A 15,004-nucleotide genomic window follows, 5' to 3' on the forward strand; every position below is an offset into this window, starting at 1 on the left:
CGGCCATCACGGCGGTCCGGCGGCGCACGCCGGGCCGACGGGCCATTCCAGGGGATCGTGGCAAACGCGAGGTGTCCGGCAGGCAACGGCGCGCTACGGGGTTCCGGACCGGCCGTGGCGGGGGAGAGAATCGTTCGACGTCTTACAGGAGGGAACCGGGGGGATGGGCGAATTGCGTCCAGCACGTGTGAGCGTTGACAGGAAACTCCGTTCGATCCGCGTGGCCGTCGCGCTCGCGGCCGCGGGTGCGGCGCTCGCGGCGGGGTGTTCCGCCTCGGCGGACGCGGCCGGCGGCGGAGGCCGTTCCGCGTCGCCGCCGACGTCGAGCGCCGCGCCCACGCCGTCCGGGAAGCCCGCGGAGCCCTCTGCCACGCCGTCCCGGAAGAAGCCGGCGAAGCCGGCCGGGGAGCCCGGGGCACAGGCGTCCGCGACCAGGACGCCCACCGCCGAGCCGACGCCCGAGGGCCCCGAGGTGCTGATGACCGTGGGCGACGAGACCGGGCAAGTACGCGAGCTGCAGGCGCGGCTGCGCGCGGAGGGCGTCTTCGACCGGAGCCCCACCGCGTACTACGGTCCGGTCACCGCCGACGCCGTCTCGGCGTTCCAGGAGGACCGTGGCCTGCCGCGCACCGGCGAGACCGACGTCGTCACCTGGGAGCGGCTGCTGGCCCGTACCGACGAGCCCACGCACGACGAGCTCTATCCGCCGACCTCGCAGGCCATGGAGAAGCCCGACCCCCGCTGCAACGAGGGGCGGGTGCTGTGCGTGAGCAAGCGCAGCGACACCCTGCGGTGGATGAAGGACGGCGAGGTGCTGGCGGCGATGGACGTGCGCTTCGGGTCGCAGTACACCCCGACCCGCGAGGGCGTGTTCGAGGTCTTTCTCAAGAGCCGGCACCACGTCTCGACGCTCTACGACACCCCCATGCCGTACGCGATGTTCTTCAGCGGCGGCCAGGCCGTCCACTACTCCGCCGACTTCGCCGCCAACGGCTACGCCGGCGCCTCGCACGGCTGTGTGAACGTGCGCGACGAGGCGAAGATCGCGAAGCTCTTCGGGGACGTCCGGGTCGGGGACAAGGTCGTCGTCTACGGCTGAGCGCGCGCGGCGGTACGGCACCGGCGGTGCCGTACGCGCCGTACGCAGGGGCTGAGCTGTGGCTGTGACACTTTCTCCGCCGGCGACGCTGTAAGTGATGTGCCGACTGGTCATCGGCCCAGCGCTCGGCCGGGGTTCCCCCCGTACCTGCGGCTCAGCGCATATGGCGCGGGCGGGTTGCGTTCCCCCAGCACCGCCCGCGCCACTCCCTCCTTCTGACGCCGCCTACGGATTCCGTACGCCGGAACGCGTACGGCAGCGGGCGTACGCCGCCTCTCAGGCGCCCAGGCCCAGCTTCAACTGCTCTTCCGTGCCCTCTTCCCGCTCCGCCGCCGGCGGGCCGCTCTCGCCCGCCGCGAAGGCCGCGCGCTCCAGGCTCCGTTCGCGCCGGGCCGCGGGCGTCACCAGCTCGGCGAGCTGCCGCAGCCCGCGGTGGGCCGCGGTGCGCACCGCGCCCGGCCGCTTGCCCAGCACCTCACCGGCGTCGGTGGCCCGCATACCCGCCACCGTGCGCAGCAGCACCGCCTCCGCCTGGTCGCGGGGGAGCGTGGAGATGAGCCGGAGGACCTGCCGGGTGCCCAGCGACTCCAGCGCGTGCTCCTCGGCCGCGCGCTCCGCGGGCAGGTCGTGGACGCCCTCGTCGAGCAGCACGCCCTGCGGGCGGCGGCGTTCGCGGCGCAGCAGGTCGAGCGCCCGGCGCCGGGCCACGGTCACCGTCCAGCCGCGGAACGACGGGCCGTCGCCGCGGAACTTGCCGAGGTCGCGCGCGATCACCAGCCAGGCGTCCGCGGCCACGTCCTCCGCGTCGTCGCCCACCACGCCGCGCAGATACGCGAGCAGCACCGGCTGCAGCCGCCGGTAGAGCGCGGTGAACGCCGTCTCGTCGCCGTTCTGCGCCCGGTGGACCAGTGGCTGGAGGTCCTCGTCCGCACCCTTGTGTCCCGGCGCCGCCCGTGCGGCAGCCGGTCTGTCGTAATCCCCCACCTTGTGAGCCTCGTGAGATCGGCCTGCGGCACTGTGCACCGTGCCCGCGCCCCCGCGCGCTCTCCGTCAGGCCGCTGCCCCAGCCACTCCCGGAATCGAACAGATCACTGCAACAATGCCAGACATCATGGACGTTTGACGTGAGCACCCCCACATTTATCCCGTACGGGCAGGTGACCGCCACAAATATTCTCGGCCTGCTCCGGATGAAACGGGATAAAAGGGCGCCCCGGTGGGCGACTTGCCGTGGGGCGGGGGTGCCGCGGCGTCAGCCGACGGCGGTCTCCTCGGGCTCCGCGACGGTCGCGGTGGCCGAGGGCTCGGGGGTCGGGGACTCCGAGATGTTGGCGCTCGGATTCGGCGACGGGCCCTCCTGCGGCGGCCCTTCACTGCCGCCGTTCTCGCTGCCGCCGTCGGGGTCACCGCCGCCGGTCTCGCCGCCGGAGCCGCTGGATCCGCTCGAACCGCCCGTGCTCCCGCCCGGGTCCGTGCCCGGGTCGGTCGGCGACGGGCTCGGGCTGGTCGGCTCCTCCGAGTCGCCGCCCGTGCTGCCCCCGAGGAGCCGCCGGTGCCGCCGCCGGTCACGCCGCCGGGGGTGCCCACGCTCGTGCCCAGCCGGCCGGCGCAGTACGACGACATCGCCTCCGGCGAACCGGCCGCCTCCTCCAGGACGCGCAGCCGCCCCTGGCCCGGCATCGTTCCCGTACCGGCCTGCGCGGCGAGGTAGTCGCGGCACAGCTCGTCGAGGACGGCGTCCGCGTCCGCCATGTTCGGCGGCTCGTTGCCGCGTACGTCGCCGATGACGCCGCGGCCCGGCAGATCCGTGTCCGTACCGCGGCCCTGGTCCTGGGAGTCCTTGCCGTCCTTGCCTGAGTCCTTGTCCTTGCCGTCCTTGTCCGACCCCTTGCCGTCCTCCGGGGCGGAGCCGTTCTCCTCCTCGCCGCCGGGCGTCCCCGCCGACGACGTGACGCCCACGCTCGGCGACCGGTTGCCCCCGGTGTCCTGGATGAACGACGGCGACGGCAGCACACCCGCGCTGGAGGCCACCGCGACCCCGCCCAGCGCACACGCCGCCACCGCGCCCACGACGCTCAGCCGCAGCGACCGCAGCCGCGCCACGACGCCATGACGGTGCCGCCCGTGCCGCCCGTCGAACGGCGACTCGGCGGCGAACTCCGCGGCCGACGCCGGGCTGGGGCTCTCCCGCGCCGCCCGGAACGCCGCCAGCGCGGCCTGTTCGCCCGGCACCCGGCCGTTCGCGTCCGGACGGCCCGACTCCGCCACCCGCGCCAGCACGGCGGCCAGCCGCTCGGCGGCGGCCCGGTCCTCGGGCGACCAGCGCTTACGCCCTCGCCGGCCGTTGCCGTCCGCGAAGTCGAGCGGCTCTCCGCGAAGCAGTCGCTCCGCGACGTCCTCGTCGAGCCAGCCGTACCGGTCGTCCACCATCACATTTCCTTAAGCGTCCGCGCGGCTGATTGCGTCACACCGCCAGGCTGCTGCCCTTCCCCGGGCGGAACGTCCCCCTCTTCCTGCGGCCGCTCTATGAGCGCGGTCAACTGCTTGAGGCCGCGATGCGCCGCCGTCCGCACCGCGCCCGGGCTCTTGCCCAGGACTTCGGCGGTGCGCTTGGCGTCCAGTCCCATGATCACGCGCAGCACCACGACTTCGGCGTAGTCGCGGGGCAGTCGTGCGATGAAGGCCATCGTGCGGCCCGTACCCAGCGCCTCGATCGCCTCCTCCGCGGTGTCCGAGTCCGCGGGCCGGTCGGCGAGCTGGGTCTCGTCGCCGCCGGAGACGGGCCTGCGGGAGCGCATCCGCACGTGGTCGAGTGCGCGGTTGCGCGCTATGCGCGCGGCCCAGCCGCGGAAGCGGTCGGCGTCGCCGCTGAACGAGCCGAGGTCGCGGGCGATCTGCAGCCACGCCTCCGAGGTCACGTCCTCCGCGTCGCCGTCGCCGACGAGGCTGCGCACGTATCCGAGCAGGCGAGGGTGCACCGTCCGGAACACGATGCGGAACGCTGCCTCGTCACCACGCTGGGCAGCGTGCACCGCGCCGGACAGCGCGGCGTCTTCCGCGTATTCCCCCTGCACGGTGGTCAGTCGGTCCGTGGCGCCGGGAGACGCTGTTCACGCGGACTCATCTGCGGAGCACCCCCGGATCTGGGCGGACCGTCGAGCGATAGTCGAACGAATGTCTGTGCGCCGAGTCGGCGCGCACTGCACGCTACGGCGGTGGCGGTCCCTTCGCAACACACCGGGGGCCTCCCCACCCGACCGCATGAGGAACGGACGGGTCCGGCCACGGCCCCCGCGGCGGCCCGGCGGCCTGCCGGAGAGGGTCCGCCGGCCCGCGGCGGAGGAGCCCGGCGGCCCGCGGGGCGGGGGCAGGACGGGCCCGGGAGAAGCGGTGCGCGGAGGTCCCGCGGCACCCGCCGGCGGGGGCTGTGACATTTCCGGGCCCTCTGGCGCTGAGTAATACAGCGGGCCCGAACGGGCACCCGCGACTGAGGCCGACGGCCGGAGCAGCTCCTGTGGGGGGTAGCGGCTCCGGCCGTCTTCTTTGTACCGGTCAGGGTGGGAGTGACACGTTTTCGACCCCGGCGGCGCTGTACGTGTGTCAAGCGTGAGCGAACGTCAGACGTGAGCGAACCGAAGGGGCGGAATGTGAGTCCGCGTAGATCCCATGCGTACCGGCCGTTGAGCCTGCGCAGACGTGCCTGGCTGACGCTGGGCGCGGTCGTGCTCGGCGGTGCCGGCGTGATCACCGTCGCCGTGGCGGACCCCGGCTCCGGCTCCGGCGACCCGGCGGCGGCCGGGCTGGAGCCGCGCAAGCCGGCGGTGCACGGCGTCGACCTGACCGGGGACGGCGCCCGGCAGGAGGTGGACCGTACCGGGACCGAGCAGTTCTCGATGGTCGGCATCTCCTGGAGCAACGAACGCCGCGACCTCGGCGGGGCCGCCGAGGTGCGCACCCGCTCGGCCGAGACCGGCACCTGGAGCGACTGGCGCGCCCTCGACACGGACGGCGGCCCGTCCGCCGACGACCTGACCCCCGCCATGCGCGGCAGCACCGAGCCGCTGTGGGTCGGCCCGTCGGACGGCGTCGAGGCCCGGGTCGTACGCGCGGACGGGACGAGCACGCCGCTGCCCGCCGGCATGGAGGTCGCCCTCGTCGACCCCGGAGTCACGCAGGAGGAGGCCGAGGAGGCGCGGGCCGCCGGCGTCGGCACGGACGCGGGCACGGAGACGGCACCGGTCGCGCAGGCGGCCGCGGTGACCGCGCCGGAGTCCGGCGCGTCCTCGGCCTCTTCGTACCCTTCGTCCGCGTACGGCACCGACATGGCCCCCGCCGCCGCCGTGACCCAGGCGGACCCGGGCCCGGCGCCCGACTCGCCCGTCACCCCGCCGCCGGTGATCCGCCGGGCCGGCTGGGGCGCCGACGAGTCGCTGGTCAAGAACCCGCCGACGTACAACCCCGACGGCATCAAGGCCGCGCTGGTGCACCACACCGCGCAGGCCGTGAACTACTCGTGCGCCGAGTCCGCCGCCATCGTCCGCTCCATCTTCCTCATGCACGTGAACGGGAACGGCTGGAACGACGTCGGCTACAACTTCCTCGTCGACAAGTGCGGCCGCATCTTCGAGGGCCGCGCCGGCGGCATCGACCAGCCGGTGCTGGGCGCGCACACGGTCAACTTCAACAGCCACTCCACCGGCATCTCCATCCTCGGCGACTACCACACGTTCAGCCACCCCTCCCGGGCGTCGCTGGAAGCCGTCTCGCGCATCGCCGCCTGGAAGCTCGGCCAGTACGGCGTGAGCCCCACCGGCAGCACGTCGCTGACGCCGATGAAGCTCGACGCGGACGACAACTTCATCCCCGCCGGTCCCCCGAAGACCATGAAGAACATCTCCGGTCACAAGGACGCCCAGTTCCGCCCGGACGGCGCGGACGCGGACGTCAACGTCACCGCCTGCCCCGGCGACCGGCTCTACGCCAAGCTGGGCCAGATCCGCGCCATGGCCGCCGCCCCCGGCGCCTCGCACGCCCTGCCCACCCGGGACTTCAACGGCGACGGCCGCGGCGACCTCGTCGCCGGTACGCCGCGGGCCAACGGCGGCGGCAAGACCGGCTCCGGCGCGGTGTTCGTCGTCCCCGGCGGCGAGAACGGCCCGGTGGCGAGCGCCAAGCGCAGCATCACCCAGAACAGCACCGGCGTGCCAGGCACGGCCGCGGCGGGCGACGCCTGGGGCACCGACACCGAGTGGGGCGACGTCAACAACGACGGCATCGCCGACCTCCTCGTCGGCGCCCCGAACAAGGACGACGCCACCGGCCACGCCGACGCCGGCGTGATCACCGTCCTGTACGGTCCCGGGCTGGACTCCGGCCGCAACCTCGTCCTCGGCGACGGCTTCGCGCCCACCGGCGCCAAGTACGGCTCCGCGGTCGCCGCCGGCGACTTCGACGGCGACGGCCGCGACGAGGTGCTCGGCGTCGGCGCCGAGGCGTGGGCCACGCACGACCTGAACGGCAACGGCCGCGAGGGCTCGTTCCCGTACGAGACGGTCGCGTACCAGGACGCCGCCGTGGGCGACTTCAACCGCGACGGCTACGACGACGCCGCGATCACCTACCGCGACCCGAGCGGCAAGGCGCGCCTCGACGTGCTGCGCGGCTCGGCGGTCGGGCTGGACGTCACCGCGAACCTCGGGGTCCCGGGCGGCCGTTCCGTGGCCACCGGGGACGTCACCGGCGACGGCTACGCCGACCTCGTCGTCGGCCAGCCCTTCGCGAGCGAGTCGGCGGCCAACACCGGCGGCCAGATCACGCTGCTGAAGGGCTCCGCGAGCGGGCTGACGACGACCGGCAAGCAGATCGTCCACCAGGGCACGGGCTCCGTGCCCGGCGCGTCCGAGGCCGGCGACGCGATGGGCTTCTCGGTCTCGGTCGGCGACGTGGACGCCAACGGTTACGCGGACGTGCTCACCGGCGTCTACCGCGAGGACATGACCCGCGACGGCGCCAACCGCGCCGACGCCGGCACCTCCCTGCTGCTGCGCGGCGGCTCCACGGGCCTGTCGACGGCGTCCGGTTCGCCGGCGGCGTACCACCAGGACACCGCGGGGATCAGCGGGGTCAGCGAGAAGGGCGACCGGCTCGGCTCCTCGGTGCTCCTGGCCGACCTGTCCGGATACGGGCGGGCGGACCTCGTCATCGGCGTGATCGGCGAGGACGCCTACGACGGCACCCTGCTGCAGCTCGACAGCGGCAGCCAGGGCGTGTCGGCGTCGGGGGCCGTGTACTACGGCAAGTCCGCGCTCGGTACGCCGGCGGGCGGCCGGCTGGGCGTGGAACTGGCGCCGTGAGGCGCTGACTCCCGGCACCACGACGAGGGGCCGCTCCCGGTGGGGGCGGCCTCTTCGGCGTGCGTGCGGCGGCAGCGCGCCGGCGGCGGCCCGTACGCCGCTCAGCCCCTGCCCCGCACCGTCCCCGCCAGGTCCGCGAACTCCGCCCATCCCAGCCGGGGCTCGCGCGGGTCCCACACCTTCTGCGCCAGCGCCGCCAGCGGCAGCCTGACGCCCTCGGCCACCTGCTCCGGTGTCTGGGCCCCGGCGCGGTCCCCCCAGACCGCGAAGCGGGCGCCCAGGACCTTCCCCGGGCCCGCCAGCCGCTCCGGCACCGGCCGGGTGCCGCGCAGCACCGCGGGCGTCCACTCCTCGTAGATCCGCTTGCCCGTGGGGTACGTGAAGTCGTTGGGCTCGCCGAGGACGTAGTACAGGTACTCGTCGTTGAGGTTGACCAGCCGCCACCCGTCCTCCAGGAACGCCTGCGGGTCGCGCGCGAACGCCTCCTTGCCCGTCCAGTACTCGACCTCCCGGTCCCGGTCGGGGCTGACCTTCGCGCCCGGGATGAAGCCGTCGTTCCACGCCTTGACCTTCTTGCCGCGCTTCCTGACCGTGTCCGCCCGCTCGTTGAGCCAGGCGGCGTTGAGGTCGGCGACGGCCGCGCCGGCGCCGAAGCGCTCGCGGGCCGCGGCGGCCAGATCCGGGTAGCGGGCCTCGGGGTCGCTCGCCATCAGCGCGACGTACTCGTCGCCGCCGATGTGCACGTACGGGCCGGGGAAGAGCCGCGCGTACTCCGTCAGCAGGTCGTCCACGATCCGGGCGGCGCGCGGCTTGGAGATGTCGATCGCGCCCTCCACCGGGCTGCCCTCCGGCGTCTTCAGTTGCAGGTCCGGGTGGGCGTCGAGGACCGCGCCGAGGTGGCCGGGGGAGTCGATCTCGGGGATGACGGTGATGTGCAGGTCGGCGGCGAGATCGAGGATGTCCCTGACCTGGGCCTTGGTGAGATGCGGGTCGGAGACCACCTCGGGGTGGCTCTCGCTCTCGATCCGGAACGCCTGGTCGTCGGAGAGGTGGAGGTGGAGCTGGTTGAGCTTGAGGTCGGCCATCTCCCGGAGGCGGTCGGAGAGCCACGCGGCGCTGAAGTGCTTGCGGGCGATGTCGACCATGAACCCGCGCTGCCGGCGGTCGGGCCGGTCGTCGATGCGGCCCGGCGGCACGCCGCCGCCGGCGCGGGCGGCCTGGAGGAGGGTGCGGGTGCCGTAGAAGACGCCGGTGTCGGTGGCGGCGGTGACGGTCGCGCGGCCGTCGGCGACGTCGATGCGGTACGCCTCGGGGCCGCCGGCGCGGCCGGGGTCGAGCCGGAGGCGGATGTCGCCGCCGCGCTGCCCGGGGTCCGCCGACCCGTCGCCGCCGGTGGCCTTCGCGTAGAGCATGCCGAGTTCCGCGGCGAGGCGCATGGACTCGTCGGTGAGCGCGTCGTCCTCGGCGATGACGACGGCGCGGTCTGCGGGCCGCCAGCCGGTGCCGTCGGCGCGCTCGTAGGAGCGGACGGCGGGGACGGTGCGGGGGTCGGGCAGCGGTGTGCCGCGGTCGCCGCGGGGCGGGGCGGGGAAGTCCTCGCCGCCGGGCGTGGGCGTGGCGGGCGCCTGGCCCTGCCCGGAGCGGTGGGCGGCGGCGCCGACGCCGGAGCGGGGGGTCTCGTCGCCGTCACCGCCGTCGAGTACGGGGCGGAGGGCGAGGAGGACGGCGGCGGTGGCCAGGACGGTGGCCAGCGCCCAGTACAGCGCGCGCCGGGGGCCCCGGAGGGCGCGGAGCGGGCCGCCGGGGCGGTGGGCGTGCCGGCCGGCGGGGGACCGGCGCGGTGGGCGGGACGGACGCGGGGGGAATCGCATGGGTGGGGACCTTCCGGAGGGCCACGGCAGAGCGTGGGGACGCGAAGCAGCACTCCTGTCGATTCAGTGCGACAAACCTCCTCTTCCGGGTGAACCGTCGGCCGGTACCACCGGAACGTTCGGTTCCGGCCGCTAGCGTGGCGCATCGCTGTTCGACCGTAACCGCCCCCGGTACGCCCCCACGAACCCGGCACGCCCCAGGGAGCCACCCTGCCCACACCCACCCCCCGAGCGACGCGCGCCGCAGCCCCCGCGGCCGATCCCGCGCGGCTGGCGGCCTTCAACGCGGCGCCCGCCGCCGACGCCGAGCGCGCCCTCCTCGGCTGCCTCCACGACCGGGACTGGGCCCGCCGCCTCACCGCCCACCGCCCGTACCCCGACCTCGGTGCCCTGCTCGCCGCCGCCGACGAGGCCAGCTACGACCTCGCCCCCGGCGCCGTCGCGGGCGCGCTGGCCGGCGAGGCGACCGCACCGCCCGCGGCCGCGGGCCCCGCCGAGCGCACGGCGCTGCGGGCCGCGCACGCCGCGTACGAGAGCCGCTTCGGCCACTCCTTCGTCCTCTGCCTCGACGGCTGCCCCGAGGACGAACGCCTGGACCACACCCTGGCCGCCATCCGCACCCGCCTCGGCAACGAGCCCGACGAGGAACGCCTCGTGGCCGCCGACGAACTCCGCCGCCGGGCCCGCGGCCGCCTCGCCCGGCTCGTTGCCCCGGGGGCCGGCCCGGCTGCCGTCTGACGGCTGTCCGACGGCGAAAACCCGCCACGGGCACCGGCGCCAAAGGGGGACGCAACCACCCGGATCCCCACGCCTGCCAGCGCGGTTAGGCCACGCGCGTGCCTGATTGATCACACCTGCACCCCCATGGCCGATGTGCCGACGCACCGTCGCTACGATGGCGAAGGCCGGTGGACCGTACCCGGCCGGGTCATGACCGACAGTGCAGTACCCAGCCCTGACGGCCGGCCCCCGATCAGTTTCCGGAGGGTTTTTTCCGTGCCGGCTGGAACGCTCTACCGCGGCCGGGAAGGCATGTGGTCCTGGGTGGCGCACCGCGTCACCGGCGTCCTCATCTTCTTCTTCCTGTTCGTCCACGTCCTCGACACCTCGCTGGTGCGGGTGTCGCCCGAGGCGTACGACGACGTGGTGGCCACGTACAAGACACCGATCGTGTCGCTGCTGGAGTACGGGCTGGTCGCCGCCGTCCTCTTCCACGCGCTCAACGGGCTGCGCGTCATCGCCGTCGACTTCTGGTCGAAGGGCCCCCGGCTGCAGAAGCCGATGCTGTGGATCGTGGTCGGGATCTGGGCGGTGCTGATGGCCGGGGCGATCTACCCGGTGCTGGGCCACACCGCGCGCGAGCTGTTCGGGAGCTGATGACCATGGCCACCTCCGACGTCGAACTGACCGGCTCCTCCGCCGCGTACTCCGCGGACAACCCCGCCCCGCTCATCGAGGCCCCCCGCGCCCGCACCCCGCGCAGCGCCCGCTCCACCTCCCGTACCCGCACCAACTTCGAGCTGTACGGCTGGGTGTTCATGCGGGTGTCGGGGGTCGTGCTCGCGGTCCTGGTCGTCGGCCACCTGCTGATCCAGTTGGTGCTCGACGGCGGTGTCAGCAAGGTCAGCTTCGCCTTCGTCGCCGGCCGCTGGGCGTCCCCCTTCTGGATGGGCTGGGACCTGGTCATGCTCTGGCTCGCGATGCTGCACGGCGGCAACGGACTGCGCACGGTCATCAACGACTACGCCGAGCGCGACGGCACCCGCTTCTGGCTCAAGATGCTGCTGTACGCCGCCACGGTCTTCACCATCCTCCTGGGCACGTTGGTGATCTTCACCTTCGACCCGAACATCCGCTGACGCGGCGAAGAGGTTCCCCTCATGCAGATCCACAAGTACGACACCGTGATCGTCGGCGCGGGCGGCGCCGGCATGCGCGCCGCCATCGAGGCGACGAAGCGCAGCCGCACCGCCGTGCTCACCAAGCTGTACCCGACGCGCTCCCACACCGGCGCCGCGCAGGGCGGCATGGCCGCGGCCCTCGCGAACGTCGAGGAGGACAACTGGGAGTGGCACACCTTCGACACCATCAAGGGCGGCGACTACCTGGTCGACCAGGACGCCGCCGAGATCCTGGCGAAGGAGGCCATCGACGCGGTCCTCGACCTGGAGAAGATGGGCCTGCCCTTCAACCGCACCCCGCAGGGCCGCATCGACCAGCGGCGCTTCGGGGGCCACTCGCGCAACCACGGTGAGGCGCCGGTGCGGCGCGCGTGCTACGCGGCGGACCGTACCGGCCACATGATCCTCCAGACGCTCTACCAGAACTGCGTGAAGGAGGGCGTGGAGTTCTTCAACGAGTTCTACGTCCTCGACCAGCTCATCGTCGAGGACCCCGAGACCGGGCTGAAGCGGTCGGCGGGGGTGGTCGCGTACGAGCTGGCGACCGGCGAGATCCACGTCTTCCAGGCGAAGGCGGTCGTCTACGCCTCGGGCGGCAACGGCAAGTTCTTCAAGGTGACCTCCAACGCCCACACCCTGACCGGCGACGGCCAGGCGTCGGTGTTCCGGCGCGGGCTGCCGCTGGAGGACATGGAGTTCTTCCAGTTCCACCCGACGGGCATCTGGCGCATGGGCATCCTGCTCACCGAGGGCGCGCGCGGTGAGGGCGGCATCCTGCGCAACAAGGACGGCGAGCGCTTCATGGAGAAGTACGCGCCCGTCATGAAGGACCTCGCCTCGCGCGACGTCGTCTCCCGCGCGATCTACACCGAGATCCGCGAGGGCCGCGGCTGCGGCCCTGAGGGCGACCACGTCTACCTGGACCTCACCCACCTGCCGCCGGAGCAACTGGACGCGAAGCTCCCGGACATCACGGAGTTCGCGCGCACGTACCTGGGGATCGAGCCGTACACCGACCCCATCCCGATCCAGCCGACCGCGCACTACGCGATGGGCGGCATCCCCACCAACGTCCGCGGCGAGGTGCTCGCCGACAACACCACGGTCGTCCCCGGGCTGTACGCGGCCGGGGAGGTCGCCTGCGTCTCCGTCCACGGCGCCAACCGGCTGGGCACCAACTCGCTGCTCGACATCAACGTCTTCGGCCGCCGCGCGGGCATCGCCGCGGCGGAGTACGCGGCGACGGCGGATCACGTCGAACTCCCGGAGGATCCGGCGGCGTTCGTGGTCGGCGAGGTGGAGCGGCTGCGCGACGCGGCGGGCAAGGAGCGGGTGGCGGAGCTGCGGCGCGAGCTGCAGGAGACGATGGACAAGAACGTGATGGTCTTCCGCACGGAGCAGACCATCAAGGAGGCGGTCGAGAAGCTCGCGGAGCTGCGGGCGCGGTACAAGAACGTGAGCATCCAGGACAAGGGCCGGCGGTTCAACACCGATCTGCTGGAGGCGATCGAGCTGGGCAACCTGCTCGACCTGGCCGAGGTCATGGCGATCTCCGCGCTCGCCCGCAAGGAGTCCCGCGGCGGCCACTACCGCGAGGACTACCCGAACCGCGACGACGTCAACTTCATGCGCCACACCATGGCGTACCGCGAGGTCGGCGACGACGGCGCCGAGACCGTCCGGCTCGACTACAAGCCGGTCGTGCAGACCCGCTACCAGCCCATGGAGCGTAAGTACTGATGGCAACACCCGTGTTGGACAAGGTCGAAGGGGAGTCCCCCCAGCCGGCAGACTCTCCGTACATCACCGCGACGTTCCGCATCCGCAGGTTCAACCCGGAGACGGCGGCGGAGTCGTACTGGGAGGACTTCACCGTCGAGATCGACCCGAAGGAACGGGTGCTCGACGCGCTGCACAAGATCAAGTGGGACATGGACGGCACCCTGACCTTCCGCCGCTCCTGCGCCCACGGCATCTGCGGCTCCGACGCGATGCGCATCAACGGCCGCAACAGGCTGGCGTGCAAGACCCTGATCAAGGACCTCGCACCCGAGAAGCCGATCCTGGTCGAGCCGATAAAGGGCCTGACGGTCCAGAAGGACCTGATCGTCGACATGGAGCCCTTCTTCCAGGCGTACCGCGACGTGATGCCCTTCCTGGTCACCCACGGCAACGAACCCACCCGCGAGCGCCTCCAGTCGGCGGCGGACCGCGAGCGCTTCGACGACACCACGAAGTGCATCCTCTGCGCGGCCTGCACCAGCTCGTGCCCGGTGTTCTGGAACGACGGCCAGTACTTCGGCCCGGCGGCGATCGTGAACGCCCACCGCTTCATCTTCGACAGCCGGGACGAGGCGGGCGAACAGCGCCTGGAGATCCTGAACGACAAGGACGGGGTGTGGCGCTGCCGCACGACGTTCAACTGCACGGACGCATGCCCCCGCGGCATCGAGGTGACGAAGGCGATCGCGGAGGTCAAGCGGGCCCTGATCACGCGACGGTTCTAGCAATGCCCCCGGCCGGTTCCGCCGGCGGCAAGGAGGTCTCCATGTCCACGCACGGGTGCGTCACCGGCGCCGCGGCGGCCGGCGGAGGCGTCTCATGAGCCGCCGGAGCGGCGAGGTGGAGGCGTTCGAGGCCCACGCGAGCGACGAGGACCTCGACGACCTGCGCGCGCGACTGGCCGCGGCACGGCTGCCCGAGACCGAGACGGTCCACCGCCCCGCCCCCGACCCGCGCCGATGGGACCAGGGCGTTCCGCTCGCCGATCTCGTGGCGGTCGTGGACTACTGGCGCACCGGCTACGACTGGCGGGCGTTCGAGGCGCGGCTGAACCGGATCGGCCAGTTCCGTACGACCATCGACGGTCTGGGAATCCACTTCCTGCACCGCCGGTCCACCCGCGCGGACGCCACCCCGCTGATCCTCACGCACGGCTGGCCGGGCAGCATCGCCGAGTTCGCCCACGTCGTGGACGAACTGGCGGATCCGGAGAACCCGGACGCACCGGCGTTCCACGTCGTGGCCCCGTCGCTGCCGGGCTTCGGTTACAGCGACAAGCCGGCCACCACCGGGTGGGGCATCGAAAAGATCGCGGCCGCCTGGGTGGAGCTGATGGCCAGGCTCGGCTACGACCGGTTCGCCGCCCACGGCGGCGACTGGGGCGGCGTGATCACCACGGTCCTCGGCGGCAGGTACCCGGCGCAGGTCCTCGGCATCCACACGCCGACCGCGCAGGCGCCGCCCGGGCTGACGACGGACGGGCTGACGGCGGCCGAGCGCAGGTGGACCGAGGAGACCCGCGACTTCTGGCGCTATCGCGCGGCGTACGCGAAGCAGCAGTCGACCCGGCCGCAGACCATCGGGTACTCGCTCGTCGACTCACCGGTGGGGCTGCTCGCCTGGATCCTGGACAAGTTCGCGGAGTGGACGGACACCGAGGACAGCCCGTTCGAGACGGTGTCCCGGGACCGCGTCCTCGACGACATCACCCTCTACTGGCTGACGCGGACCGGCGCGTCGGCGGCCCGCATCTACTACGAGAGCCACGACTCGCTCGACCCGGGACTCCGGGTCGACGTTCCGGCGGCGATCAGCGTGTATCCCCGCGACATCGAGAAGTGCCCGCGCGTCTGGGCGCAGGAGCGGTTCCGGCGGATCGTCCGATGGGGGTCCCCCGAGACCGGGGGACACTTCCCGTCGCTCGAGGTGCCCGAGTTCTTCGTCAGGGATCTGCAGGAAGGTCTCGCGGCCGTGCTGGCCGCGCAGCGGTAGCCGCGG

At 73.1% G+C, this 15,004-nt stretch carries 12 protein-coding genes; 8 read left to right on the top strand and 4 right to left on the bottom strand.

The annotated features are described in order from the left end of the window. Positions 1-220: 220 nt before the first annotated feature. Entirely contained in the window at positions 221-1,099 is an 879-nt protein-coding gene (locus DMB38_RS22955) for a L,D-transpeptidase family protein (protein ID WP_346429516.1), read from the top strand. Positions 1,100-1,375: 276 nt separating this feature from the next. Here the strand turns inward: DMB38_RS22955 and DMB38_RS22960 are convergent, their stop codons facing one another. The 3 genes from DMB38_RS22960 to DMB38_RS22970 all read right to left on the bottom strand — a co-directional run bounded on the left by DMB38_RS22960 (position 1,376) and on the right by DMB38_RS22970 (position 4,173). Beyond that, positions 1,376-2,083 carry a sigma-70 family RNA polymerase sigma factor gene (locus tag DMB38_RS22960; protein WP_240662421.1) on the bottom strand — a complete coding sequence of 236 codons (708 nt, stop codon included), beginning with the start codon at positions 2,081-2,083 and terminating at the stop codon, positions 1,376-1,378. 156 nt (positions 2,084-2,239) lie between these two features. Next, positions 2,240-3,529: a hypothetical protein gene (locus DMB38_RS22965; protein ID WP_240662422.1), complete on the bottom strand. Its 1,290-nt coding sequence runs from the start codon at positions 3,527-3,529 to the stop codon at positions 2,240-2,242. Then, entirely contained in the window at positions 3,529-4,173 is a 645-nt protein-coding gene (locus DMB38_RS22970) for an RNA polymerase sigma factor (RefSeq protein ID WP_047017683.1), read from the bottom strand. The genes DMB38_RS22965 and DMB38_RS22970 overlap by 1 nt, the downstream gene beginning before the upstream one ends. 573 nt (positions 4,174-4,746) lie before the next feature. Here DMB38_RS22970 and DMB38_RS22975 point away from each other — a divergent pair. After that, a complete protein-coding gene (locus tag DMB38_RS22975; RefSeq protein WP_125936754.1) occupies positions 4,747-7,452 on the top strand; it encodes an N-acetylmuramoyl-L-alanine amidase in 2,706 nt (901 codons plus the stop codon). A gap of 101 nt (positions 7,453-7,553) precedes the next feature. Here the strand turns inward: DMB38_RS22975 and DMB38_RS22980 are convergent, their stop codons facing one another. Beyond that, complete coding sequence (locus DMB38_RS22980; RefSeq protein ID WP_125936755.1) at positions 7,554-9,323, bottom strand: glycoside hydrolase family 20 protein; 1,770 nt, start codon at positions 9,321-9,323, stop codon at positions 7,554-7,556. Between the two features lie 210 nt (positions 9,324-9,533). Here DMB38_RS22980 and DMB38_RS22985 point away from each other — a divergent pair, with 210 nt between their 5' ends. The 6 genes from DMB38_RS22985 (at position 9,534) to DMB38_RS23010 (ending at position 14,998) form a co-directional block, all read left to right on the top strand. Next, positions 9,534-10,061: a 2-oxo-4-hydroxy-4-carboxy-5-ureidoimidazoline decarboxylase gene (locus DMB38_RS22985; protein WP_125939206.1), complete on the top strand. Its 528-nt coding sequence runs from the start codon at positions 9,534-9,536 to the stop codon at positions 10,059-10,061. Between the two features lie 258 nt (positions 10,062-10,319). Next, positions 10,320-10,700 (top strand): succinate dehydrogenase, cytochrome b556 subunit, encoded by a 381-nt coding sequence (sdhC, locus tag DMB38_RS22990; RefSeq protein ID WP_078898415.1) that lies wholly within the window; start codon positions 10,320-10,322, stop codon positions 10,698-10,700. Then, positions 10,700-11,182 carry a succinate dehydrogenase hydrophobic membrane anchor subunit gene (locus DMB38_RS22995; protein ID WP_125936756.1) on the top strand — a complete coding sequence of 161 codons (483 nt, stop codon included), beginning with the start codon at positions 10,700-10,702 and terminating at the stop codon, positions 11,180-11,182. Before sdhC ends, DMB38_RS22995 begins: the two co-directional genes overlap by 1 nt. Positions 11,183-11,203: 21 nt before the next feature. Then, positions 11,204-12,964, top strand: a complete 1,761-nt coding sequence (sdhA, locus tag DMB38_RS23000) for a succinate dehydrogenase flavoprotein subunit (RefSeq protein WP_125936757.1) — start codon at positions 11,204-11,206, stop codon at positions 12,962-12,964. Further along, a complete protein-coding gene (locus DMB38_RS23005; RefSeq protein WP_125936758.1) occupies positions 12,964-13,731 on the top strand; it encodes a succinate dehydrogenase iron-sulfur subunit in 768 nt (255 codons plus the stop codon). Before sdhA ends, DMB38_RS23005 begins: the two co-directional genes overlap by 1 nt. Positions 13,732-13,825: 94 nt before the next feature. Continuing rightward, entirely contained in the window at positions 13,826-14,998 is a 1,173-nt protein-coding gene (locus tag DMB38_RS23010; protein WP_125936759.1) for an epoxide hydrolase, read from the top strand. The last annotated feature ends 6 nt before the right edge of the window (positions 14,999-15,004 follow it).

The sequence above is a fragment of the Streptomyces sp. WAC 06738 genome (assembly GCF_003945505.1).
Taxonomy (GTDB): Bacteria; Actinomycetota; Actinomycetes; order Streptomycetales; family Streptomycetaceae; genus Streptomyces.

What these genes read in the sequence shown, in the direction of transcription:
- DMB38_RS22965 (WP_240662422.1), bottom strand. Translation starts at nt 3,529, where the DNA reads ATGGTGGACGACCGGTACGGCTGGCTCGACGAGGACGTCGCGGAGCGA.
- DMB38_RS22980 (WP_125936755.1), bottom strand. Translation starts at nt 9,323, where the DNA reads ATGCGATTCCCCCCGCGTCCGTCCCGCCCACCGCGCCGGTCCCCCGCC.
- DMB38_RS22995 (WP_125936756.1), top strand. Translation starts at nt 10,700, where the DNA reads ATGACCATGGCCACCTCCGACGTCGAACTGACCGGCTCCTCCGCCGCG.
- sdhA (WP_125936757.1), top strand. Translation starts at nt 11,204, where the DNA reads ATGCAGATCCACAAGTACGACACCGTGATCGTCGGCGCGGGCGGCGCC.
- DMB38_RS23005 (WP_125936758.1), top strand. Translation starts at nt 12,964, where the DNA reads ATGGCAACACCCGTGTTGGACAAGGTCGAAGGGGAGTCCCCCCAGCCG.
- DMB38_RS23010 (WP_125936759.1), top strand. Translation starts at nt 13,826, where the DNA reads ATGAGCCGCCGGAGCGGCGAGGTGGAGGCGTTCGAGGCCCACGCGAGC.